The sequence below is a fragment of the Acinetobacter sp. YH01011 genome (genome assembly GCF_013420785.1).
In the GTDB taxonomy this organism is placed as follows: Bacteria; Pseudomonadota; Gammaproteobacteria; order Pseudomonadales; family Moraxellaceae; genus Acinetobacter; species Acinetobacter towneri.
The window spans coordinates 129,832-152,147 of the sequence record NZ_VOYG01000006.1 but is presented as its reverse complement, the minus strand read 5'-3'; the positions used below and the strand labels follow the sequence as shown (position 1 = coordinate 152,147).

Genomic DNA, 22,316 nt, shown 5'->3' with positions numbered 1-22,316 from the left:
AATATAGCGAAATCGAAAGTATGAATACAAGATTTCAATGATTTATTTCTACAGGAGTTGAACATGGTTGCACAGATTCGTATTGGACAAGGATTAGATGTTCATGCCTTTGAAGCGGGAGATTTTGTGACGCTTGCAGGTGTTCAAATTCCTCATACACAAGGTTTAAAAGCACACTCAGATGGTGATGTAGTGCTGCATGCACTATGCGATGCATTATTAGGTGCTTTGGCGCTGGGGGATATTGGGCAGCATTTTCCAGATACCGATCCAAATTATAAAGGTGCAGATAGTCGGGTATTGCTTAAACAGGTTTATCAACTCATTTTAGACCGTGGCTATAAACTGAATAACGCCGATATTACTGTGGCGTGCGAACGTCCTAAACTTGCACCGCATACGCTAGAAATGCGCCAAAGTGTCGCTGATGTATTGGATGTAGAGGTCACACAAATCAGTATCAAAGCGACAACCACTGAAAAATTAGGTTTTACTGGGCGTCAGGAAGGTATTTTAGCAACAGCGATTGTATTGATTTCTCATACAAAATAATCGCGTTAGAATTTTATCTATACAATCTGCTGAATTAAGAAAGTTCAGCAGATTCTAAAGCTTGTTGTAAATCTTGCGTGGCTTTACGACCTTGTAATTGCAAAGAAACGGCGTGAATTAAGCCTGTCCAAGTTTCATTGGGTTTCCAGATATCATGTAAAAAGTCTTGAGCCGTTGCAATATCCACATCCATAAAATATTGACGATACAAATACATTAAACTACTGACGTGGTTGTTATTGCTGCAATGTACCCACACCATTTGGCTTTCTAATAAATGATTGACCAAATCGAGCAATAATAAACATTGATCAGAGGATGGTGTTTCCCATGAAATTGGCAGTTGAATATAGTTTAGTCCAACATCCAGACAAATTTTGTCTTCATGGGGAAGGGCGTGTTCCGCATCACTTTCAGCCAAATTAATGACAGTGCCAATACCATATTCTTTAATTTGTTTTAATTCTTCAGCCGTAGGCTGACCTGAAGAAAACAAACGCTCATGAATGAACTGGAAATTTTTAATTTGGCTAAGTTGGGTTTCAATGTCATTCATGCGCGCAGAATTTCCTATGCTACAAATAGAAACGCCATCATGAAGATGGCGTTTTTAAATCTTAACGATTCACTAAAACGTCTTTTAATGCTTCATGCATTTCAAGCAATGCTTTTTCAGTGGTATCCCAGTCGATACAACCGTCAGTCACAGACTTACCATACTCTAAATCGCATAAGTTTTCAGGAATATCTTGACGACCACCTTTCAGGTGACTTTCGACCATAATCCCAACAATAGACTTATTGCCATCTAAAATTTGCTCAGTGATATTTTTTAATACCAATGGCTGTAAGAATGGGTCTTTGTTTGAGTTAGCATGGCTGGTGTCAATCATGATTTTGGTGCTGACTTTGGCTTTGTTTAATGCATTTTCAGCATCTGCAACAGAGCCTGCATCGTAGTTAGGCTTGCCATTACCACCACGTAAAACCACGTGTGCATACGGGTTGCCGCTAGTACGAATTACTGAAACCTGACCTTGATCATTAAGACCCAAGAAGCTGTGACCGTGTTTTACCGACTGCATGGCATTGGTAGCAACTGTTAAGCCGCCATCTGTACCATTTTTAAAGCCGACTGGAGAAGAAAGACCAGATGACATTTCACGGTGCGTTTGGCTTTCTGTAGTGCGTGCACCAATTGCAGACCAAGAAATTAAATCTTGATAATATTGCGGAGAGTTTGGATCAAGTGCTTCAGTCGCACATGGCAAACCTTTTTCATTTAACTCAAGTAAAAGTTTACGACCAAGACGCAAGCCTTTTTCAATGTTAAAAGAGTCATTCATGTCTGGATCGTTAATTAAGCCTTTCCAGCCCACTGTAGTACGTGGTTTTTCAAAATAAACACGCATCACAATATAAAGAGAATCTTTTACTTTTTCGCTTAATACTTTTAAACGATCTGCATATTCATGTGCAGCAGCAGGGTCATGAATAGAACATGGACCAATCACCACAAATAGACGCTTGTCTTTACCATCTAAAATATTGCGGATTGTTTCACGACCACGAAGAACGGTTTGATAAGCATTTTCAGTCAAAGGTAACTCAGTTTTTAATTCTGCAGGAGTCACGAGTGGCTGAATACTTTCAATATTCACGTCATCGATGTCTGATTGTGTAAGAGGATTAGACTGTAAAGTATTCATTGCCGTCACTGGTTTGATCATACAAAAGATTGTTTAATAGTCTGAATATAACATGAATTTCACTGTATTTTGTTATAAAAAGATGAATACTTCTTTAAAAAATAAGTGATGAATCGGGTAGATAAATTAAACGGTCTGTTTTAGCAAAATCCTGTCAGATAAAGCATTCATTATTGGCTGGCTTGTGCCTCAGAAACTGCTGTTGCAGTTTCTGGTGTGCTGATAGGTTTTGATTTCACAGGATTGACCATAAAGTTAATCCCGATAATAAATAAGGTAATACCTAAAACTTTACGAATCACTTTTTCAGGTAAACGTGAACTGACTAAAGTTCCCACCACAATTGCAGGAATCGAGCCAACCAACAACCAAACCAATAGGTGAAAGTCGACATTGCCTGAACTCATGTGACCTAAGCCTGCAACTAGGGTAAGTAAGACGGCATGCACGACATCTGAACCGATAATACGAATCATCGGTAGATTCGGGAACATCAGCACCAATGCCATGATGCCAAAAGCACCTGCACCCACTGAAGAAAGTGTGACAAATACACCCAGTACAACTCCCATAATTACAATGAGGGCACGCTTATCTGCAGCCTGTAGTTTGACCTTTTCAAGGTCTTGGGTCATATCGGGCAATTCTTGTTTATGGTATTTATTAAAAAACGTTTCAATTTGACTGCGAAACACAATTGAGATGCCAGTTAAGGTCAACATAAAGCCCAGTACCACGGTCAGTACCATTTTGTAATGGGTAGATTGGCTTAAATAATTCTCTAAAACCCAGTGGGTCGCAAATGAAGCAGGGATACTGCCCACCGCAAGCCAAATGACAATGGGCCATACAATATTCATTTTTTTGGCATGAACCAATGAGCCGCAGAATTTTGAAATGGCGGCATAAAGTAGGTCTGTTCCAATTGCGATATGCGGTTCAATTTTAAACAAGCTGATCAGAATGGGAGTCATCAGTGAACCGCCACCTACGCCAGTCACACCCACGCAGAAGCCGACCAATACACCTGCCAAAATAAACTCTAAAGGACCAACCATGAAGATATGCCGAAGTCAAAAATCGTGAATATATTATGACTTTTGGCAATAAGCTGTTGTCTTGATTAATGATTTACTTATTCTTAAAACAGATATAGTCAATGTGGAAAATCAGTGCAAAAGATCGCAGATTCAAGCCACGGCTTACTTTCTGTTTCTTACAAAATACAGTGGCTATGCTAAAATGCGAAAATTCATATCCATTAAAATTTAGAGGACAAAACGCTTGCAAAATCGGAAACTTAAAATAGGTATCGTTGTGGGAGAAGTATCGGGTGATACTTTAGGGGCACAACTCATGCGACGTTTTCGTGAGCAAGGCATTGATGCAGAGTTTGAAGGCATTGGTGGCCCACAAATGATTGCGGAAGGTTTTAAAAGTTATTATCCGATGGATATTTTATCGGTAATGGGCATTGTTGAAGTGCTGAAAGATTTGAAAAAACTCTTTGCAGTACGGGATGGTTTGGTCGAAAAGTGGACTCAACATCCCGTCGATGTCTTTGTCGGAGTTGATGCGCCTGATTTTAATTTACGTCTTGCCAAAAGTTTAAAACAGAAAAACTTGCCGATTAAAACCGTGCAATATGTCAGTCCTTCGGTATGGGCATGGCGACAAGGTCGGGTACATGGCATTAAAGCCAGTATAGATTTGGTACTGTGTTTATTTCCGTTTGAAAAAGCCTTTTTTAAAAAATGGGATGTGCCTGCAGCCTTTGTCGGACATCCTTTGGCGAGTCAGTTGCCGTTGGAAAATCCAATTGCTGCAGCAAAACAAGAATTGGGTTTAGACCAACAGCAACAACATATTGCGTTATTGCCTGGTAGCCGACGTGGTGAAATTGAGCGTTTAGGGCCGTTAGTTTTAGATGCGGCTTATATTTTGACGCAAAAATATCCGCAGTTTAAGTTTTTAATTCCTGCAATTAATGATGCACGTAAACAACAAATTGAAGCGTTACTGCAGTCTTATCCGAGTGCATTACAAGACAAAGTGCAATTGATGGAAAATCGTGGCACAGAATCCAAAATTGGTCGTCAGGTAATGAATGCGTCCGATATGATTGCACTGGCTTCAGGCACGGCGACGTTAGAAGCGATGCTATTACATCGTCCAATGGTTACGTTTTATAAGCTCAATCGCATTACGTACTGGATTGCGAAACTGTTGGTGAAAATTCCTTATTATTCATTGCCAAATATTATTGCAGGTAAAAAGGTGATTCAGGAATTAATTCAGGATGATGCAACACCAGAGCGTTTGGCAGCAGAAATTGAAAAGTTAATTTATATCGAAACTGCACAAATTCAAGTGATGCAACATATCACTATGCATAAGCAATTATTGTCCGATAACAGCGAAGACCCTGCACAAGCAATTTTGGCGATTTTAGATCGTTAAACTGTTCATTTCGTGATTGCATTGTTGTTTTGAAACTGCTGCCGATACTGGCTAGGTGTTAGCTCGAATTGCTTTTTAAAAGTTTGGCTAAAGGCGGTTTCGGAAGAATAACCGACACGATGGGCAATTTGTTGAATCGACAATTGTCCTTGCTGTAAATAATGCGATGCCAAGCGTAGCCGATGTTGTTGTAAGTATGCCAAAGGCGGCTCACCAATCACCTGATTAAACAAATTGGCAAATTTAGAACGTGACATGCAACATTGTTCTGCCAAACTTTCTACCGTCCATGCTTTTTCGGGTTGACCATGAATAGCTGCGAGCGCATTGGAAAGTTCAGGATGTGCCAAAGCGCCGAGCCAGTTATTTGAGTCATCAAGCTGAAAAATATAATCACGCACACATTCAATCAGTAAAATACTGACCAAGTGATCTAATATTTTATCCCGTCCCGGTCGGATTTGATGACTTTCCACCGCTAAAAATTGCAAGCCAATTTGTAACCACTCGGGCGCTGTGCTGCACATGATATGCGGAATATGCAGATATTCGGGTAGGGCACTTAAAAGCGGTTTTGCCATGGTGGTGTCCATGTGGCATTGAATCACCAAAATAAATGCGTCTTCAGCTTGTGTGTGATTTATCGTGCCAAAATTTATTGACTGCTGTGACTGAATTTGAAATAAATCCGAAATATCAAAGTGTTCTGTCCAGTGAGTGTCTGCAGTTGCACTTGCGTAATGACTGCAACCCGATGGAATCAGGACAATATCACCTGCATCAATGTGAAGGTGTGTCTGTGCAGATAAATGGATATGCAGCGAGCCTTGTAGTACTACATAAGCCAGCATTGCCCCTTGGTCACGATATTGAAATGACCAATCTCCTTGAGGATTTAAATAGATATATTCTGATTGGTGCAGATGTATATCATCAAAAATTTTACTTAAAGCATCCATATTTTAAGCATAAATCATTATAAAAAATAAACCTGTGATTTCAGGACAATATAGCGCATTTTTGCGCCAAAGACTTTTGCATAGCTTTTTTGGACGTCTGCAACTGTTCATTCTCGTGTCTTTCCTCAAATATATAGGTAGAACAGCGTAGAAGGAAGAAAATAAGATGAACGCACCACTTCATTTGCTTAAAGAGATGGAACAGGATGTTCCTTATAAAAGCGCGGCTCAACTCGATAAAAAGCGTTATTTATGGTTGATCAGCCCATTTTTACCTGTATTGGGGATGGGGATTTTGGCGGGTTATCAATTCGCTCCGAAGCCTGCGAAAAAAGTTTTTGCTCTAGGTGGCCCTTTATTATTGCATGTGATTATTCCAACAATTGATACTTTAATTGGTCAAGATGCCAATAACCCAAGCAATGAAGATGTGAAACGACTTGAGGAAGATCGGTATTATTCGCGTTTGGTGAAAAGTTTTATTCCTTTGCAATATGCCGCCAATATTTATGCAGCTTATTTGGTTGGACGGCCACAAACCTCGTTAGTCGATAAAATTTTTCTGGGTATTTCCATGGGGATGGTGAATGGTATTGCTGTCAATACTGCGCATGAACTCAGCCATAAATCTTCAAAAATAGATCACTTACTGTCACATTTGGCTTTAGCACCAACAGGATATAACCATTTTCGGGTTGAGCATCCGTATGGGCATCATAAACGTGCTGCGACACCTGAAGACCCTGCATCTTCACGTATGGGAGAAACATTTTATGAGTTTTGGCCCCGCACGGTAAAAGGTTCGTTTAAGTCTGCACTGCAAATTGAAACTCAGCGTTTAAAACGTAAAGGCAAAAGTTTTTGGTCGAAAGACAATGAATTATTACAAGGCTGGGGCATGAGTGCGGCATTTCATGCTGCATTGTTGGCGCGTTTTGGTACTGGGATCATTCCGTATTTGGCGACACAGGCTTTTTATGGCATTAGCCTGTTTGAAATAATTAATTATATAGAACATTATGGCTTGCTTAGACAAAAAGATGCGCATGGCAAATATGAGCGCACTATGCCTGAACACAGCTGGAATAATAACAATATTGTGACCAATTTGTTTTTGTATCAATTACAACGTCATTCCGATCATCATGCTTATCCAACCCGACCATTTCAGGCTTTGCGACATTTTGATGAAGCGCCTGAATTACCAAGCGGTTATGCCAGCATGTTGCTGCCTGCCATGATTCCACCTTTGTGGTTTAAAATTATGGATAAACGTGTATTTGAACATTATCAAGGCAATTTAAACAAAGCCAATATTCAGCCTAAACGCCGTGCACGAATTTTTAAGAAATTTGGTGTGGTGGATAATTGATTGAATTATTAAGATTATTTTTTAATATTCATTTTGATATTTCTTTTGTATATATCTTTCAAAGGAAAGATTGAGATGTATACCAGATGTCTATTTTCACTCATCTTACTATGAATTGACTTCATCTCATTTTGGCGCATAATAAAGTTATATATTTATATAATATTGAGGTGGGTATGATTCATACAAACTTGAGAAAAGTAGGTGGTTCGGTCATGCTTGCCGTACCGCCTACATTATTAAAAAGTTTAGGTTTAGATGCGGGAAAGGAAGTTTCTCTGAGCATTGTGAATGGTAAGTTAGTGGTCGAACCTAAAGCGAAGCCATCTTATAAATTGGCTGACTTGCTGCAAGAGCATCAAGCTTTAGCATTAGAGCAAGATGCGTGGCATGATGTAAAAGCAGTTGGGCGAGAAGAAATCTAATGAATCAAGGCGATATTTATTTGATTTCATTAGATCCAACACTTGGACATGAACAACAAGGTAAGCGACCTGTATTTGTTATTTCACCTAAGTCATTTAATCTTATTACTAAAATGCCGATTGTTTTGCCTATTACTTCTGGTGGAAACTTTGCACGAAATATGGGTTTCGCTGTAGAGCTTATTGGTGGGAAAACTACAGGTATTGTGCGTTGTGATCAATCTAGAGCTTTAGATTTTGAAGCTAGACACGCGCGGTTTTTAGAATCCTCGCACGCAGATGTTTTGGATGAGGTTTTAGCAAGATATATCGCAATTTTTTCACCTGAAGATTAATTTATATAGAAAAAGACAGAAATTTATAGCAATATTTCTATGAAAATCTGTCTTTTATCTTACTTTACTATATGCCTTAAATCATAAAATCACTTGAGCTCACTCGAACTTTTACCTAATTCACGACGGGCAATAATCAATAGCTGAATCTGTTGCGTACCTTCAAAAATATCTAAAATTTTCGAATCACGTGCCCATTTTTCCAATAACTCATCTTCGTTATAACCCACCGATGCAGCTAACTCGACACACCTGAGCGTGATTTCATTACACACGCGACCAGCTTTGGCTTTGGAAATAGAAGCTTCGCGTGAGTTAGGCTGTTTATTGTCTGCCATCCATGCTGCTTTGAGCATCAATAAACGTGCGGCTTCCCATTCTGCTTCCATCCGATAAGTCTGTGCTGCGATATGTGAACACTGTAAATAGGGCGTGGCATAATTTGCATCTAATTGGTCTTTAAAAATTTCCTTAATCCGCTCTAAAGCGGCTTTGGCACAACCAACGGCCATAGCTGCCACCAAAGGGCGAGTGTTATCAAAGGTTTCCATCACACCTGCAAACCCTTTGGCAACATCAATTTCTGCATTGCCTAAAAGGTTGCTCGCAGGAACACGGCAATTTTCAAATCGAATTGTTGCTGTGTCCGAGGCTTTAATCCCTAATTTATGTTCTAAGCGTTCCACAGTCATGCCAGGTGTGCCCTTAGTCACAACAAAGGATTTGATCGCAGCACGTCCCAGTTTTTTGTCTAAGGTTGCCCACACAACAACGGCATCGGCGCGGTCACCAGAGGTCACAAAAATCTTTTCACCATTTAAAATATATTCATTGTCTACTTTGGTGGCAGTGGTACGAATAGCCGCAGAGTCAGAACCACAGTTGGGTTCGGTAATTGCCATGGCTGCCCAAACACCATTAAAGCGTTGTAATTGTTCTTCATTGGCCACCGCAGCAATCGCAGAATTACCTAAACCTTGGCGTGGCATACTGAGTAATAAACCTGTATCGCCATAACACATTTCGACAATACTCAGTGCGGTAGACATATTTACGCCATTTTTGTTACCTGTAGATGTGTCACCACGTTTGTTGACTGCTGCACCTGCATTCATGCCATCGCCTGCTTGGTTCATGCCATCAACCAAGGCTGCAAGCATGTCTAATTCTTTCGGGTAGGCGTGTTCGGCTTTATCATATTTCCTTGAAATGGGACGTAATACATTTAAAGCAACTTCATGTGCCTGATCGACCAACATTTTGAATTTTTTTGGATTTTGTAAATTCATGGATGTATTCCTTATTTTTCTAGCTGGCTATCGTTTATTGATGGTGTGAGATTAAGCATGCAAGCCTGAATGCATAATTGCAGTCGCACGTAAATCACGATACCAACGCTCTACAGGATGTTCTTTGGTAAAGCCATGACCACCTAAAATTTGCACGCCATTGGTGGCAATTTGCATAGATTTTTCTGCACAGAGCAGACGTGCTAAATATGCTTCTCGATGAAAGTTTTTACCCGATTCGGCAAGACTCGCTGCATTCAGCAACAGCATGCGCATGGCTTCAATTTCAATGGCCATATCTGCAATCATAAAAGCCACACTTTGACGATGTGAAATTGGTTCGCCAAATGCAGTGCGCTCATTGGCATAGCGAATACAATAACTTTTCACTGCTTCACAGCAACCAACTGCCATGGCGCACCACATGAGATTGCCTAAATCTAAAAATGCGCTGTAATCGAAATCATCTGTGCCTAAACGCTCCGCAGGGGTTTGATTAAACTTTAAAGTCGCCGTTTCGCAGGCTTTTAAGCCCATTGCAGGCGCTGCTTTAAATTGAATAGAAGCATCACGTTGCACAATGAACACATCGGCTTGACCATTTAGCTCTGCACTAACCAAAAATAAATCTGCTGTTTCGGCCAAAATCACCAGCGTTTTTTCACCTGTAATTAGGTACTGTCCATTTTGCAAAGTCGCTTTGGTTTTTAGCTGATACGGATTAAACGCAGCAGTATTTTCCTGAATCGCAAAAGTGGCTTGAAGTGGCGTTGGATGGTTCGCGTCTGTTTCGGAAAACGCAGATAAATACTGATTTTGAACCTGTTCTGAACCCCAGCGAGTTATGGCATTCATTACGCCAAATGTGGAAAGTAATCCTGCGGTTAAGCCAAAGTCGCCACGTGCCAATTGTTCGGCAATTAAAATATGGCTGACAATATTTTGTTCAGTGGCAACACCGCCTAAAGCTTCGGGCAGAGCATAGGTGTTCAAACCTAAATCTGTGCTGTATTGCCATAATACTTGTGGGAATTTCGCATCATGATCTGCCTGATGTGCCAATGGATAGATCACTTCTGTAGCAAATTGCTGCATGGCATCGACCAGCATTTGCTGTTCTTCACTCAATGACAAATCAAATAAATCTTTGGATTGACGTGTCAGTCGTTGTTGCGGTAATTTTTGTGTGCTTTTAAAATTTTTTTGAGTGGTTTCAAAGGTTTTAAAACCTGCTTTGGCTGAGTGATATAGAGATTGTTCAACCCATTTGCGTAATTTGAATTGATCGAGCAGATCACTCGATGCCATTTTAGTGAGTAGCGCTAAGCCGAATCCTTGGGCTTTGTTTATCATTTGACTCATGATTGTGTTGTCCTACACAGAGAATGCTTGTTTTTTATGCTGACATGCAGACTATAAAAAAACTATGTCATTGCTGACATGCAGAATTGTCAAAGATAAACGGTAAAAATTTTCTTATAACTGGACTAATATGTGGATTTTTATAGATTATTAATTTTATAGAAATCTACGCTTTTAAAATAAATTGACCTAAATGACAATTGCATCGAGTGGGCAACAATCATTTAGGTCTATATAACAGCTTTGATCAAAGAAATAAAAGTTGGGACTTAAATAAACTTTTGAATCATTTTGCGGACATTGGTTTTCGCATCAATCACGGTCATAAAGGTGTAGGCACCAATAAATTTACGGCTAATAAACATAAATTCTTTAGGCGGCACACTAAAGTAACGCGAAGCCATCGATTTAGATGCTTGTTGCATGACACGGCTATGCAGCTGACTTTTTTTCCAGTCATAGCGCGATTGTTCATCCATCACGCCTGCAGGTAAATCGCGGTTATTATCTAAGTGACTAAAGGCTTCGGTTGCCAATAGAAACACTTTTGCCATGTCAGGTTTAATGCTTTCAGGGATGCTGTCAAAAAACTCATAACCCGTCATGGCATTCACCATCATTTGTGGGTCGTGGTAATAACCCGCCTTGATCAAATTACGCGCCACAGTCAGCAAGTGTTGATCAAATTGACGAATAGCACCAAAGTCGAGCAGTACAATTTTATCGTGAATATCTTCACCATTACCTAAGCGAACTAAGTAGTTGCCAAAGTTCGGGTCAGTCTGCATTTCGCCCCATTCAAATACTTCACGCACAGCAATTTCTAAAGAGGCTTCGCCTAATTGGTTACGGCGTTCTTGAGGTAATGAGAGCATGACAGGGCTGTTAATCGGTACGCCACGTTCAAAGGTCATACACAGCACTTGGTCGCTACAGTATTCATCCACAATTTGCGGCACAATGTAGCGCGGATCATCTTTTAAACGGGCAGCAAAACGACGTGTCGTTTCCGCTTCAATTTGATAGTTGACTTCACGATGCATCATTTCACGCACTTCATCAAACCACTGATCAAATTCACGGGTTTGCGGCACCATGCGTGTCAATTTGAGCATATTTCTAAATAGGCTCATGTCTGAGTCAATCGCATCTGCTACGCCTGGATATTGGATTTTTAATACCAACTCCAAACCATCCGACTTGCGGGTCGCGCGGTGAACTTGAGCCAAAGAGGCTGTACCTAATGGCTCATGATCAATGGTGAGATCATCAAGTTTGGCACCTAACTGTGCCTGTAATTGCTGTTTAATTGCAGGCCATGCCAATGCGACAGTCTGGTTATTCAGCGTGTTGAGTGCTTGCGTAATTTCTTCAGGTAAAAAATGTTCGCCGTACAGCGCCATCATTTGCCCAATCTTCACGATAGAGCCTTTGAGTTTGCCAATTTCAGCCACCAAGTAATCGGCTTGTTCTTTCATGGCTTTTTTTCGTTTACGTTCTTTTTCTTCTTCGCTTGAAAACATAGAGGTGGCATTCGAGGCTGCCCATCGTGTTCCTGCAAGTAAAGATGCCTTTGCGATGGATAAGCGTCGATCCATAGAGGAAGTCTTGAGTTGTTTAAGCTTATCGTTCTGATCTGACATTAAAATCAATCCTTAAATCAGCAATACGCAGGAAAATTAGATTGTAACGGATATTAGCGCGTCTTAACGTATTAAAAAAGTTCAACTTGCTGAACGACGAGTTTCCTCGTGAAAAAAGTATGAAAAACGGCTTAAAAGTACTTTTACATCCGATATTGCACTTTGGTTTCGGCTTTTTTCATCAATTGCGCTTTGTTGTCTTGGATAAATTTGAGAATCATCAATTTTACAGAATCGTGTAAAAAACCATGCGCATATCCCTTAACAATAATCACGCTGGGCAAACTAAAAAATAGATATTTGGCATCATCTAATGACGAATTTTCAAAAATGCCGTTTTCAATCAAAATTTGCTGAAAAAATTGTTTTTCAATCAAGACTGCTTCGGAGTGGTTGTCGTTCCAATAGCTTTGGCGCATGGCCATCAAATTATTGTGTTTGTAGCTCATAAGGCTGAAAGTTTCATCTATAAAATGAGTAATTCAATTATTGGGATATTGTCACATTTTTCAATGATTGTTGTGCATTTATCATAGACTGAATCATAAAAAGCAGGGGATTGACTATATGCTTTTTAACCTGAATCTTGTAGCATCAATGCAGCAATTTGGGTTTTGTAAAATTATAAAATATTGAAAATTTACCGCGCTTTAAAAACAGACTGCGCTCAGGGGAAAATATGAAAGTTTGGATATTTACACTATTGGGGATGCTGACTTTGGGTACAGCTCAAGTTTGGGCGAATGGCGTTTCACAAGGCTATACGCAATGTATGAACAATAGTTATGGCAAAATTTCCCAATCGCAAAAATGTATTAAAACTGAGCAAAAAGCACAAACCAAACGACTCAAAAAACACTATAAAGCCTATGTAAAACGCAGCGCAGGCAATGCCAGTAATATTCAACAACAGCATCAACTTTGGGAAAACCATGTAAAACAACGCTGTTATTTATCGACTCAAAGCGATTTTGCCGCATTACAACGTGCACAATGTGTTTTGCTGCAAACAGCAGAGCGCGCTGATTATTATCAAGGTCAGTTTGTGGGAATCAAATAAGTAAAACCATAGTAAATAAATTACTTGGAAACTGCTTAAACATTATAAAACCGAGCAAAACAAGGTATCATAAGGCGTTTTAAAATTTGACCTTGGAGCGCCTTAAGTGGATCGACCGACAATTAGCCCTGAACATTTGCAGGAAGCTGCTGAAAACCTATCAACCATTCGTGATTTTATTCGCTTTGGGGTTACAGCACTACGTCAATACGATGCACATTTAGGTCAAGGTACAGAAGATTATTTTGCAGAAAGTTCTGCATTGGTGTTACAAACTTTGTCTTTAGACTGGAATGCAGACGCTGAAATTTTAGATGCAAAATTATTGCCGAGCGAAGCAGCTGAATTTTTAAGCTTGCTCGAACGTCGTATCAATGAAAAAGTACCAACTTCTTACTTATTAAACTTGGCGTATTTCTTCGGAAAACCATTTTATGTCGATGAGCGTGTTCTAATTCCACGTTCACCTATTGCCGAGCTAATTGAAAATCGTTTTGCGCCATATTGCCTAGATGAAGAAGGTCAAATGCGCGAAGCAGATAACAATTTACCAGCCAATGCTGCGCCTAAAACCCCACAACGTATTTTGGATATGTGCACGGGTTCAGGTTGTATTGCGATTGCTTTGGCTTATGCTTTTCCAGATGCTGAAGTCGATGCAACTGACATTTCAAAAGATGCTTTGGAAGTCGCACAAATTAACTGTGAACATCACAACAAACAATACCAAGTGGCGTTGCTTGAGTCTGATTTATTCGCCAAAATCCCAGCCGAAAATCAGTATGATTTAATCGTATCTAACCCGCCGTATGTTGATGCGGAAGATATGGCAGATTTACCTGAAGAATTCCATCATGAGCCAGAATTGGCATTGGCAGCAGGGCAAGACGGCTTAGATTTAGTCCGTAAAATGTTGGCGCAGGCGGCAGATTACTTAACTGAAGATGGTCTGATTGTGATTGAAGTAGGTAATTCTGAATGGGCGATGAAACAGAATTTCAACACGGTTGATTTGCACTGGTTAAAATTCCAAAAAGGTGGTTCAGGTATTTTTGCATTGACTGCAGCACAATGCCGTCAATATCGCGATTTATTTATTCAATCTGTTCAAGCATAAGGAGTCGTTGGACGTGGCAGGTAATAGTATAGGGCAACTTTTCCGTGTAACGACTTGTGGTGAATCTCATGGCGTAGGTCTGATGGCGATTGTCGATGGCGTGCCACCGGGGATTGAACTGTCTGCAGAAGATTTACAAAAAGATTTGGATCGCCGTAAACCGGGTACGTCTAAGTTTGCGACACAGCGTAAAGAACCCGATGAAGTTGAAATTATTTCAGGTGTCTTTGAAGGTAAAACCACTGGAACTTCAATTGGTTTACTGATTCGTAATACTGACCAAAAATCGAAAGACTACGGTAATATTGCACAGACTTTCCGCCCTGGGCATGCAGATTATACCTATACGCAAAAGTATGGTTTCCGCGATTATCGTGGTGGTGGACGTTCAAGCGCACGTGAAACAGCAATGCGCGTTGCAGCAGGTGCAATTGCAAAAAAATACCTGTTCGAAAAATTTGGAATTGTGATTCGTGGTCACGTCACTCAAATTGGTACAGAAAAAGCTGAAAAGCTAGATTGGAACGAAGTACCAAACAATCCATTTTTCTGTGGCGATGCCGATGCTGTACCACGTTTTGAAGCTTTGGTAACGTCTTTGCGTGAACAGGGTACAAGCTGTGGTGCAAAACTGGAAATTGTGGCTGAAAAAGTTCCTGTGGGTTGGGGGGAACCTGTTTTTGATCGTTTAGATGCCGATATTGCCCATGCCATGATGTCTATCAATGCTGTGAAAGGCGTTGAAATTGGAGATGGTTTTGCAGTGGCAGCGCAGTTTGGGCATGAAACCCGTGACGAACTGACCACTGACGGCTTTTTGGCGAACCATGCAGGCGGTATTTTAGGCGGTATTTCTAGTGGTCAAGATATTCGTGTTGCGATTGCTTTAAAACCAACAGCCAGTATTACTACACCTGGTAAAACCATTAATTTAAACCGTGAAGATACGGATGTACTGACCAAAGGACGCCATGATCCTTGCGTAGGTGTGCGTGCAACGCCAATTGCAGAAGCTATGCTTGCGATTGTATTGATGGATCATTTCATGCGTCATCGTGCGCAGAATGCCGATGTGGTTGCACCGTTTGCACCCATTGAGCCGAAATAACAATATGCTTTAAGCAAGGTGCATAATCATTGCCAAGTGCGAAAATATGTTGTGAAAAAAGCCAAACCGTAGTGTTTGGCTTTTTTCTGCCTGAGTTTTGAGCTTAGTTCTTCTTTTAGATTGTAAGTTTCAAAATTTTATACGCTGTTTTATATGGTGAAGATGCAGAGGAATGATCTGCGGCTCCTAAATATTAAGCCAATAAAAAAGAGCGCATATTGCGCTCTTTTCAAGGAATTTATTTACACCTCATTAAAGAAACCAAGTGTAATAACCCCAAATCATCAATGGCCAAGCCACAAATGGGCTAAATAACCATTTCCAAAACCAAAAGCGTGGAATAAAACCAACACCGTGTACAAAGCCACCTGAAATACCAATCATAATAAACATCATGGCACGGTGGCTATATTCACCGTTGGCATCCAGCATTGCTGCTGGATGAAGAAGCAGTACAGCTGCGAGTGGGAATGCCAATAAACATGAAATAACCATCGCAATCTTGTTCGGTTTTTGAACTGTTGTTTCAGCGTTCACTGCAGTGTCTGTCATCTAATTATTCCGCGTCAAGGTCTTGATGAGATTCAATATACAGGGCACTCAAGACACCTGCAAAGCATGCCATCAGAATACCGAGAATCCATGCAAAGTACCACATAATTTATTCTCCTTAGACACAGCCTTAGTAAAGGCTGTGTGAATTCTCTTTAATGTGCTTGTTGGTGATAACGCCCCACATTTTGTAGTAACACCAAGTGGTGTATAGCAAAATAATTGGTACGAAGATACATGCTGCAACAGTCATTACAGTTAATGTGTTTTTACTTGATACCGCATCCCACATGGTCAAGCTTGCAACTGGGTTGAGGCTTGATGGCATTAAGAATGGGAACAATGCAAAACCTGCAGTTAAAATCGCACCGATCACCGCTAAAGATGAACCTGTGAAACTTAAACCAGCTTTGTTTTTACCTGCTGCAAGAATAATCAAAATACCGCCCAAGATGCCCATAATTGGTGCAATCATGGTAATAGGGTACGCTGAGTAGTTGTTCATCCAACCTGGGTTTGCATTGGTTAAAACTTCTTTAGCCAATGGGTTTGCTACGCCGTTCGTGTCGTATGGAGTGACTAGGGTATAACCTTCGATACCACCGAAGTATAGCCATGCGCCTGCACCCAAGAAACACACAAGGAACACAATGCCCATGATTTGCGTTGCTTTTGCAGAGCGTGCACGTAAGTCACCATCGGTACGCAGCATTAACCATGCACCACCATGCGCGCAAAGCATAGACAAGCTGACTAAACCACACACTAAAGCGAATGGGTTTAATAATGCAAAGAAGCTGCCTGTATATGTTGAACGTACAGTTTCGTCTAGGGTAAATGGTACGCCAAGGAACATATTACCAAACGCAACACCGAACACTAATGCAGGAACTGCACCACCTACAGCCAAACCCCAGTCCCAAGATGTACGCCATTTGGTGTTTTCAAGTTTTGAGCGGTAGTCAAAACCAACTGGGCGCAGGAATAGGGCAAACAGAACTAAGAGTAGTGCCCAATACATGCCTGAGAATGCTGTTGCATATACCATTGGCCAAGCAGCAAATAACGCGCCACCCGCTGTAATGAACCAAACCTGGTTACCATCCCAGTGCGGTGCAATCGTGTTGATTGCAGCACGGCGTTCTTCGTCATTTTTACCTACAAATGGCATGATCGCCATTGAGCCCATGTCGAAGCCATCGGTGAGGGCAAAGCCAATGAGTAATACACCCACTAACACCCACCAAATGATTTTGAGTAATTCATATTCGATCATGCTTAAGCCTCCTCATTGGCTTTTTTCGCAGCTTCAATTTTCTCGAAGTGGTATTTACCAGTATGAAGCGAGCTTGGGCCTAGACGTGAGAATTTGATCATCAAGTACATTTCAATAATCAGCAAAACGGTATAGAACGCTGCCAATGCAATGATTGAGCCCCATACGTCGCCAGTGCTGAGTGAAGATGCAGACAAGTGTGTTGGAAGTACTTCACCAATTGTCCATGGTTGACGACCAACTTCTGCTACATACCAACCTGTTTGCGCTGCAATCCAAGGTAATGGTAATGAGAATAACGCAAATTTTAATAACCAAGGTTTGCTTTCTGCGTTGCGTTTAGCCACTGCAAAAGTTGCAAGTGCGAATAACAACAGCATTAAGAAACCAGAAGCTACCATGGCACGGAATGCCCAGAACAAACTTGGTACGTGTGGAATAGTATCCGCAGCAGCCATTTTAATTTGTTCGTCAGTCGCATCTACTACGTTTGGCGTGTATTTTTTCAACAATAAACCATAACCCAAATCGGTTTGAGTTTGCTCAAATGCAGCTTTAAGTTCAGGAGATTGGTCGCCCGCACGTAATTGCTCAAGTTGTTGATAAGCAACCATACCGTTACGAATACGAACTTCGTGGTTTGCGATCAGGTCTTTAATACCAGTCACTTCTTCGGTGATAGAACGCGTTGCAATAATCCCCATGACATAAGGAATTTTAACTGCGTAATCTGTCGTTTGCGTTTCTTCGTTTGGAATACCAAATAAAGTGAACGCTGCAGGAGCAGGGTGAGTATCCCATTCTGCTTCAATTGCTGCGAGTTTGGTTTTTTGAACATCACCTAATTCATAACCTGATTCATCACCAAGTAGAATTACAGATAAAGTAGAAGCTAAACCGAAAATTGCTGCAATAGCGAATGAACGACGCGCAAATGGCAAGTCTTGCTTTTTCAATAAGTAATAACTTGAAATCGCTAAAACGAAAATAGCACCCGTTACATAACCTGCAGAAACAGTGTGTACGAATTTAACTTGCGCAACAGGGTTAAAAATTAACGCCCCGAAGTCAACCAATTCCATACGCATGGTTTCGTAGTTAAAGGTAGAACCCACTGGGTTCTGCATCCAGCCGTTGGCAACTAAAATCCAGAGAGCGGACATATTAGAACCAAGCGCAACCAGCCACGTTACACATAAGTGCTGCACTTTGGAGAGGCGATCCCATCCAAAGAAGAATAAACCAATGAAGGTCGATTCTAAGAAGAAGGCCATTAAACCTTCAATTGCGAGTGGTGCACCAAAGATATCACCCACGTAGTGTGAGTAATACGCCCAGTTTGTACCAAACTGGAACTCCATGGTTAAACCAGTGGTTACCCCTAAGGCAAAGTTAATACCGAAGAGTTTTCCCCAGAATTTGGTCATGTCTTTATAAATTTCTTTACCAGAAATCACATACGTGGTTTCCATAATGGCAAGAATAAAAGCCAGACCTAAAGTCAGTGGAACAAAAATAAAGTGATACATCGCGGTCATTGCGAATTGGAACCGCGAGAGATCGACCACGCTTTCAGAAATCATCAACGTGTCTCCTTGATTGAGGAAGGACTGCCAGCAATACGCTCAGCAACTTGTGAATCAAAATTTTGAGGAATAGTTGGGGCATCAAACCAAATATTTTTGATGACCATTAACAGCACGACCTTAATTATTAAAATGATCGTGAGTTCACGAACTACTTTTCTATTTAAATCTTTAGGAACTAAGCTCACTTTTATAAGCCTATTTTTTAAACTGTGTTTTATATTATTAAACAAAAACATACAAAAAAAAATAGCTGGCACAGTTAAAATGCAAATATATTGTTAACTTATTATAAATCAATAGTTTGTTTTTGGGTGTTGCAGAGTAAATGGAGGAAAGTAATATTTTTTAAACTTGACAGAAACACTTGTAATTAATAATTCCAAATCTGACTAAAATACTTATATTTTAAAAAAGCAAATCAGACTAAATTGCTATGAATAAAAATCAATCTAAAAATAGCAATAAATTAGAGATATTATCAGCTAATAATTATTCTCATTCTTTTGTTAAAGTTTAATGACGATTCCGCATATTTTTTTATTTCCCTACAATGTAGTGGTGCTTTGTCTTTGGCTTAGTCTAGGGTAAACAGCATTTTTTCATAATGATTTTGTGTAAATATTGTTCAGATCACATGAAATGTATCGTTTATAAACAAACAGATTGTGTTGAGTTTGAGTGAAAAATTTTAACTTTCTTAGGTCAGCAAGATTGGTTTTAAATCTTAAAAAATAACTTATTGATTGCTAAATAGGTTATTTGATGCCGAAATTTTTTTGGCAAGATAGTGAGATCTTTTTTTGCGCACAATAATAATTTGAGCTTGAAATTCAAGCTCACCAAATTCAGGTTCAACCTGCACATAATGCAGTTGCCCAAACTCATCACGTACACGTGCTTGTGCAGAAAAACCAGGACGGGCATTACCACTGGAAATTGTGGCTAAACGTCCGAGTAAATCGACTTGGCGCACGCTATATTTGGGCTTAATCACTTGGTCTAAACAGTGAATCATGAAGACTGTAAAAAAGATGGCAATAATAAACGCTGGAATAATAATGTAATAAGCAGGAACGAAATGTTGTTGTTGTGAGTAAATCAAAAACTGTAAAAAATATCCTGCAACACTGAAATTCATCAGTAAAAAAACAAAAATCAGTACTTTAGAAAATTTAACATCTAAAAGTGGCGATTCTGTAATTCGTTGTGAAAATGCACGTTTGAGCAACTGACTTGGACGAAAATTAAAGTAATAACCAATCGTTTCGACAGTGCTGAGTAGCAATAAAACAACTAGGCTGAGGTGAAAGGGCATTAAGTTCAAATCAGATAAAAACTCATGCATGCGCTAAACTCACGTGTTGAAATATTTATAGGTGATGCTATTTAGACACAGATCATTGATCTAGCTCTGCTTAGAGAGCATAGATAAATGATCTAGTTTTGTATAGAGCTAAGATTTGGAACTTTTCGCTTCTTTCTGAAAGTTGCAAAAAAGTTAGTCGTTGATCAAGTAAATCCCACCATCTGAATGAACGCTGATCTCGACTTTTTCAAGTGATTGACCTAAACAAGGGCCAGAAATACATTCACCTGTTTCAACCATAAACAATGCACCATGCGTTGAGCATTCGATATATTCTTGGTCGCGGTCTAAGAACTGGTTTTCTAAAAATTCTAATTCCACTTGTAGGTGTGGGCAGACGTTTTGGTAAGCGTAATACATGCCATCACGTTGGGTGATAAAAATTGTGTCACCATTTGGCGTTTCGTAGGCACGTGCTTCACGCTCAGGAATGTCTTCCATCATACAAATTTTATTCATTATGCAGATTCCTTTTGAATGCTATGCAAAAGTTTAGCGTAATCTTCTACCGCAAGACGAGGGCCGAATTGAGAAACCACTTCACTTGAAATCAGAATGGCAAGTTGAGCTGCAGTTTGGAAACCTAAGCCTGCATTGAGTGCATACAGGAATGAACCTGCAAAGGCATCACCCGCACCGTTGGCATCAACAGCAGTGACTTGACGACCTGGTACAGAAAAAGCGTTGTTGCCATCATAAATTAGGGCACCTTGTGCGCTCAATGTAATGACAATGTATTTGCTTTTTTGTTTTAGTTGTTCTAATGCCGCTTCAGCCGTTTCCGTTCCTGTGTACATCATGGCTTCTTGCTGGTTACAGAAGATCAAATCCACACCATCATCTAGTAACTCATCCAAACCTTCACGCGCATATTGCACCATGGCAGGATCAGATAAAGTCAGTGCAATTTTAACCTGATTGGCTTTGGCAATTTCACGCGCTTGTTTTACCGCAGCACGTGCAGTATCACTAGTAGATAAATAACCTTCGATATAAAGCCATTTTGCTGTTTTAAGTGGCTCAAAATCAATTTGTGTAGCAGAAAGTTCTGCGGTAATGCCCAAGTAAGTGTGCATGGTACGTTCAGAGTCATCACTCACAAGTACCATACAAGTCCCTGTAACGCCTTCACTGACCGATTTGGTTGTGGTGTGAATACCTGCTTCATTTAAGCCTTTGAGGTAAATATCACCCAATTCATCGTTACCAACACGGCAGGCATAGAAGGCTTGACCACCTAAAGCACTAAATGCAACGGTGGTATTTGCGGCAGAACCACCCGAAGCTTGGCCTTTATGTCTTTGTGTTTTAATTAAGTTGTTGTATAAATTTGCTTGTGTTTCACCATCGGTTAATTGCATAGTACCTTTTTGCAAGCTATGTTGAATGAGAAAGTCATCCGAGACTTGAAATTCTTGGTCAATTAATGCATTACCAATTGCAAAAAGGTCAACAGTTGCCATGTCTTTAAATCACAGTCAAAATTAAAAACGCTAAGTTTACACCAATGCTCAGGATTGCTGTAGTTTCATGAATAAAATTCAGCTGAATGAATGTTATTGATGAAAAATAGGGGTTTAGCAGAGTTATCAGGAAGGTTAGATGAACATCGAAATTAAAGAAGCACAAGAGTTACCAACGCAAATTCAGACTTTGGCCAAACATGCTGCTCAAGAAGGCTTTGATTTTGTCCATCGTTTAATTGAAGAATGGGAAAGTGGTAAAAACCGCTTTAATCAGCCTGGTGAGTTTTTATTGTTTGTTTACGATGGTGATCAATTGGTTGCATGTGGTGGCTTAAACCAGCAATGGAATGAGCAAGATATTGAAAGTCGTATTGGACGTGTACGTCGTTTTTATGTTTTGCCAAATTATCGTAAACATGGCGTAGGTAAACAGCTCTTGCAACATTTAGAGAAAAAAGCACGTGCTAATTTTTCGGCGTTGTGTTTAAACACTGATACCAAATCGGCAGCGCATTTTTATCAAAAACAGAATTATGTGTATGTCGAAAATCATCCAAACTATAGTTATTTTAAATACCTGATCTAGTTTTGCTCATGCTACAGCCAGTGCAGCGCAGCATTTTGTTGATACTTTGCAAATTTCAATCAATTTAGTCGGGTTTTCAACGTGAATTAT

Annotated in this window: 25 protein-coding genes; 9 read left to right on the top strand and 16 right to left on the bottom strand. The window is 40.1% G+C overall.

The features are described 5' to 3' along the window. The first annotated feature begins 63 nt into the window (after positions 1-63). Complete coding sequence (gene ispF / locus FTT78_RS05725; protein ID WP_004973369.1) at positions 64-552, top strand: 2-C-methyl-D-erythritol 2,4-cyclodiphosphate synthase; 489 nt, start codon at positions 64-66, stop codon at positions 550-552. 34 nt (positions 553-586) lie between these two features. Here ispF and FTT78_RS05720 read toward each other — a convergent pair whose 3' ends face one another. The 3 genes from FTT78_RS05720 to FTT78_RS05710 form a co-directional block, all read right to left on the bottom strand. Next, the gene (locus FTT78_RS05720; RefSeq protein ID WP_004973370.1) at positions 587-1,108 is read right to left on the bottom strand and encodes a protein tyrosine phosphatase family protein; all 522 of its coding nucleotides are present in this window, start codon (positions 1,106-1,108) and stop codon (positions 587-589) included. Positions 1,109-1,169: 61 nt separating this feature from the next. Beyond that, a complete protein-coding gene (locus FTT78_RS05715) occupies positions 1,170-2,261 on the bottom strand; it encodes a 3-deoxy-7-phosphoheptulonate synthase (RefSeq protein ID WP_042068745.1) in 1,092 nt (363 codons plus the stop codon). 170 nt (positions 2,262-2,431) lie between these two features. Beyond that, positions 2,432-3,319, bottom strand: coding sequence for a sulfite exporter TauE/SafE family protein (locus FTT78_RS05710; protein WP_004973373.1), 888 nt, complete (start codon positions 3,317-3,319; stop codon positions 2,432-2,434). Positions 3,320-3,545: 226 nt separating this feature from the next. On the opposite strand from FTT78_RS05710, the gene lpxB reads away from it, so the two are divergent. Next, entirely contained in the window at positions 3,546-4,721 is a 1,176-nt protein-coding gene (gene lpxB / locus FTT78_RS05705) for a lipid-A-disaccharide synthase (RefSeq protein ID WP_004973375.1), read from the top strand. A 5-nt stretch (positions 4,722-4,726) separates the two neighbouring features. On the opposite strand, the gene FTT78_RS05700 is transcribed toward lpxB, so the two are convergent. Further along, positions 4,727-5,680 (bottom strand): AraC family transcriptional regulator, encoded by a 954-nt coding sequence (locus FTT78_RS05700; RefSeq protein WP_096900855.1) that lies wholly within the window; start codon positions 5,678-5,680, stop codon positions 4,727-4,729. A gap of 166 nt (positions 5,681-5,846) precedes the next feature. Between FTT78_RS05700 and FTT78_RS05695 the strand changes: the two genes are divergently transcribed. The 3 genes from FTT78_RS05695 (at position 5,847) to FTT78_RS05685 (ending at position 7,812) form a co-directional block, all read left to right on the top strand. Continuing rightward, positions 5,847-7,052 carry an alkane 1-monooxygenase gene (locus FTT78_RS05695; protein WP_004973378.1) on the top strand — a complete coding sequence of 402 codons (1,206 nt, stop codon included), beginning with the start codon at positions 5,847-5,849 and terminating at the stop codon, positions 7,050-7,052. A gap of 176 nt (positions 7,053-7,228) precedes the next feature. Next, on the top strand, positions 7,229-7,477 hold the full coding sequence (locus FTT78_RS05690) for an AbrB/MazE/SpoVT family DNA-binding domain-containing protein (protein WP_004973383.1): 249 nt from the start codon (positions 7,229-7,231) through the stop codon (positions 7,475-7,477). Further along, complete coding sequence (locus tag FTT78_RS05685; protein ID WP_096900853.1) at positions 7,477-7,812, top strand: type II toxin-antitoxin system PemK/MazF family toxin; 336 nt, start codon at positions 7,477-7,479, stop codon at positions 7,810-7,812. Before FTT78_RS05690 ends, FTT78_RS05685 begins: the two co-directional genes overlap by 1 nt. Positions 7,813-7,901: 89 nt before the next feature. Here the strand turns inward: FTT78_RS05685 and FTT78_RS05680 are convergent, their stop codons facing one another. The 4 genes from FTT78_RS05680 to FTT78_RS05665 form a co-directional block, all read right to left on the bottom strand. Continuing rightward, on the bottom strand, positions 7,902-9,101 hold the full coding sequence (locus FTT78_RS05680; RefSeq protein WP_179991099.1) for an acyl-CoA dehydrogenase family protein: 1,200 nt from the start codon (positions 9,099-9,101) through the stop codon (positions 7,902-7,904). Positions 9,102-9,152: 51 nt separating this feature from the next. Beyond that, positions 9,153-10,463 carry an acyl-CoA dehydrogenase family protein gene (locus tag FTT78_RS05675; protein WP_004973388.1) on the bottom strand — a complete coding sequence of 437 codons (1,311 nt, stop codon included), beginning with the start codon at positions 10,461-10,463 and terminating at the stop codon, positions 9,153-9,155. Between the two features lie 269 nt (positions 10,464-10,732). Further along, entirely contained in the window at positions 10,733-12,106 is a 1,374-nt protein-coding gene (locus tag FTT78_RS05670; protein ID WP_004973390.1) for an AarF/ABC1/UbiB kinase family protein, read from the bottom strand. 143 nt (positions 12,107-12,249) lie between these two features. After that, complete coding sequence (locus FTT78_RS05665; protein ID WP_154320717.1) at positions 12,250-12,555, bottom strand: hypothetical protein; 306 nt, start codon at positions 12,553-12,555, stop codon at positions 12,250-12,252. A gap of 230 nt (positions 12,556-12,785) precedes the next feature. Here FTT78_RS05665 and FTT78_RS05660 point away from each other — a divergent pair, with 230 nt between their 5' ends. The 3 genes from FTT78_RS05660 to aroC all read left to right on the top strand — a co-directional run bounded on the left by FTT78_RS05660 (position 12,786) and on the right by aroC (position 15,391). After that, positions 12,786-13,166 carry a DUF1311 domain-containing protein gene (locus tag FTT78_RS05660; protein ID WP_180008829.1) on the top strand — a complete coding sequence of 127 codons (381 nt, stop codon included), beginning with the start codon at positions 12,786-12,788 and terminating at the stop codon, positions 13,164-13,166. 106 nt (positions 13,167-13,272) lie between these two features. Further along, positions 13,273-14,283, top strand: coding sequence for a 50S ribosomal protein L3 N(5)-glutamine methyltransferase (gene prmB, locus FTT78_RS05655; RefSeq protein ID WP_004973398.1), 1,011 nt, complete (start codon positions 13,273-13,275; stop codon positions 14,281-14,283). Positions 14,284-14,296: 13 nt separating this feature from the next. After that, complete coding sequence (gene aroC / locus FTT78_RS05650) at positions 14,297-15,391, top strand: chorismate synthase (RefSeq protein ID WP_004973401.1); 1,095 nt, start codon at positions 14,297-14,299, stop codon at positions 15,389-15,391. Between the two features lie 252 nt (positions 15,392-15,643). Here aroC and FTT78_RS05645 read toward each other — a convergent pair whose 3' ends face one another. From FTT78_RS05645 to FTT78_RS05610, 8 genes are all read right to left on the bottom strand, one after another. After that, positions 15,644-15,943, bottom strand: a complete 300-nt coding sequence (locus FTT78_RS05645; protein ID WP_004973403.1) for a cyd operon YbgE family protein — start codon at positions 15,941-15,943, stop codon at positions 15,644-15,646. A gap of 4 nt (positions 15,944-15,947) precedes the next feature. Then, positions 15,948-16,049, bottom strand: a complete 102-nt coding sequence (cydX, locus tag FTT78_RS05640; RefSeq protein WP_180008827.1) for a cytochrome bd-I oxidase subunit CydX — start codon at positions 16,047-16,049, stop codon at positions 15,948-15,950. Positions 16,050-16,073: 24 nt separating this feature from the next. Further along, positions 16,074-17,219 (bottom strand): cytochrome d ubiquinol oxidase subunit II, encoded by a 1,146-nt coding sequence (cydB, locus tag FTT78_RS05635; RefSeq protein WP_004973405.1) that lies wholly within the window; start codon positions 17,217-17,219, stop codon positions 16,074-16,076. A gap of 2 nt (positions 17,220-17,221) precedes the next feature. Continuing rightward, the gene (locus FTT78_RS05630) at positions 17,222-18,802 is read right to left on the bottom strand and encodes a cytochrome ubiquinol oxidase subunit I (RefSeq protein WP_096900849.1); all 1,581 of its coding nucleotides are present in this window, start codon (positions 18,800-18,802) and stop codon (positions 17,222-17,224) included. Next, entirely contained in the window at positions 18,802-18,993 is a 192-nt protein-coding gene (cydP, locus tag FTT78_RS05625) for a cytochrome oxidase putative small subunit CydP (protein ID WP_070155611.1), read from the bottom strand. The genes FTT78_RS05630 and cydP overlap by 1 nt, the downstream gene beginning before the upstream one ends. A gap of 551 nt (positions 18,994-19,544) precedes the next feature. Then, a complete protein-coding gene (locus FTT78_RS05620; protein WP_096900848.1) occupies positions 19,545-20,153 on the bottom strand; it encodes an OB-fold-containig protein in 609 nt (202 codons plus the stop codon). 153 nt (positions 20,154-20,306) lie between these two features. Next, a complete protein-coding gene (locus FTT78_RS05615) occupies positions 20,307-20,618 on the bottom strand; it encodes a Rieske 2Fe-2S domain-containing protein (protein ID WP_179988655.1) in 312 nt (103 codons plus the stop codon). Between the two features lie 14 nt (positions 20,619-20,632). Next, on the bottom strand, positions 20,633-21,637 hold the full coding sequence (locus tag FTT78_RS05610) for an adenosine kinase (protein WP_004973415.1): 1,005 nt from the start codon (positions 21,635-21,637) through the stop codon (positions 20,633-20,635). Positions 21,638-21,776: 139 nt separating this feature from the next. On the opposite strand from FTT78_RS05610, the gene FTT78_RS05605 reads away from it, so the two are divergent. Beyond that, entirely contained in the window at positions 21,777-22,226 is a 450-nt protein-coding gene (locus FTT78_RS05605) for a GNAT family N-acetyltransferase (RefSeq protein ID WP_004973417.1), read from the top strand. The last annotated feature ends 90 nt before the right edge of the window (positions 22,227-22,316 follow it).

Coding starts and splice junctions, on each gene's coding strand:
- ispF (WP_004973369.1), top strand. CDS start 64: ATGGTTGCACAGATTCGTATTGGACAAGGATTAGATGTTCATGCCTTT.
- FTT78_RS05720 (WP_004973370.1), bottom strand. CDS start 1,108: ATGAATGACATTGAAACCCAACTTAGCCAAATTAAAAATTTCCAGTTC.
- FTT78_RS05715 (WP_042068745.1), bottom strand. CDS start 2,261: ATGAATACTTTACAGTCTAATCCTCTTACACAATCAGACATCGATGAC.
- FTT78_RS05710 (WP_004973373.1), bottom strand. CDS start 3,319: ATGGTTGGTCCTTTAGAGTTTATTTTGGCAGGTGTATTGGTCGGCTTC.
- FTT78_RS05700 (WP_096900855.1), bottom strand. CDS start 5,680: ATGGATGCTTTAAGTAAAATTTTTGATGATATACATCTGCACCAATCA.
- FTT78_RS05695 (WP_004973378.1), top strand. CDS start 5,847: ATGAACGCACCACTTCATTTGCTTAAAGAGATGGAACAGGATGTTCCT.
- FTT78_RS05690 (WP_004973383.1), top strand. CDS start 7,229: ATGATTCATACAAACTTGAGAAAAGTAGGTGGTTCGGTCATGCTTGCC.
- FTT78_RS05685 (WP_096900853.1), top strand. CDS start 7,477: ATGAATCAAGGCGATATTTATTTGATTTCATTAGATCCAACACTTGGA.
- FTT78_RS05680 (WP_179991099.1), bottom strand. CDS start 9,101: ATGAATTTACAAAATCCAAAAAAATTCAAAATGTTGGTCGATCAGGCA.
- FTT78_RS05675 (WP_004973388.1), bottom strand. CDS start 10,463: ATGAGTCAAATGATAAACAAAGCCCAAGGATTCGGCTTAGCGCTACTC.
- FTT78_RS05670 (WP_004973390.1), bottom strand. CDS start 12,106: ATGTCAGATCAGAACGATAAGCTTAAACAACTCAAGACTTCCTCTATG.
- FTT78_RS05665 (WP_154320717.1), bottom strand. CDS start 12,555: ATGAGCTACAAACACAATAATTTGATGGCCATGCGCCAAAGCTATTGG.
- FTT78_RS05660 (WP_180008829.1), top strand. CDS start 12,786: ATGAAAGTTTGGATATTTACACTATTGGGGATGCTGACTTTGGGTACA.
- FTT78_RS05645 (WP_004973403.1), bottom strand. CDS start 15,943: ATGACAGACACTGCAGTGAACGCTGAAACAACAGTTCAAAAACCGAAC.
- cydX (WP_180008827.1), bottom strand. CDS start 16,049: ATGTGGTACTTTGCATGGATTCTCGGTATTCTGATGGCATGCTTTGCA.
- cydB (WP_004973405.1), bottom strand. CDS start 17,219: ATGATCGAATATGAATTACTCAAAATCATTTGGTGGGTGTTAGTGGGT.
- FTT78_RS05630 (WP_096900849.1), bottom strand. CDS start 18,802: ATGATTTCTGAAAGCGTGGTCGATCTCTCGCGGTTCCAATTCGCAATG.
- FTT78_RS05620 (WP_096900848.1), bottom strand. CDS start 20,153: ATGCATGAGTTTTTATCTGATTTGAACTTAATGCCCTTTCACCTCAGC.
- FTT78_RS05615 (WP_179988655.1), bottom strand. CDS start 20,618: ATGATGGAAGACATTCCTGAGCGTGAAGCACGTGCCTACGAAACGCCA.
- FTT78_RS05610 (WP_004973415.1), bottom strand. CDS start 21,637: ATGGCAACTGTTGACCTTTTTGCAATTGGTAATGCATTAATTGACCAA.
- FTT78_RS05605 (WP_004973417.1), top strand. CDS start 21,777: ATGAACATCGAAATTAAAGAAGCACAAGAGTTACCAACGCAAATTCAG.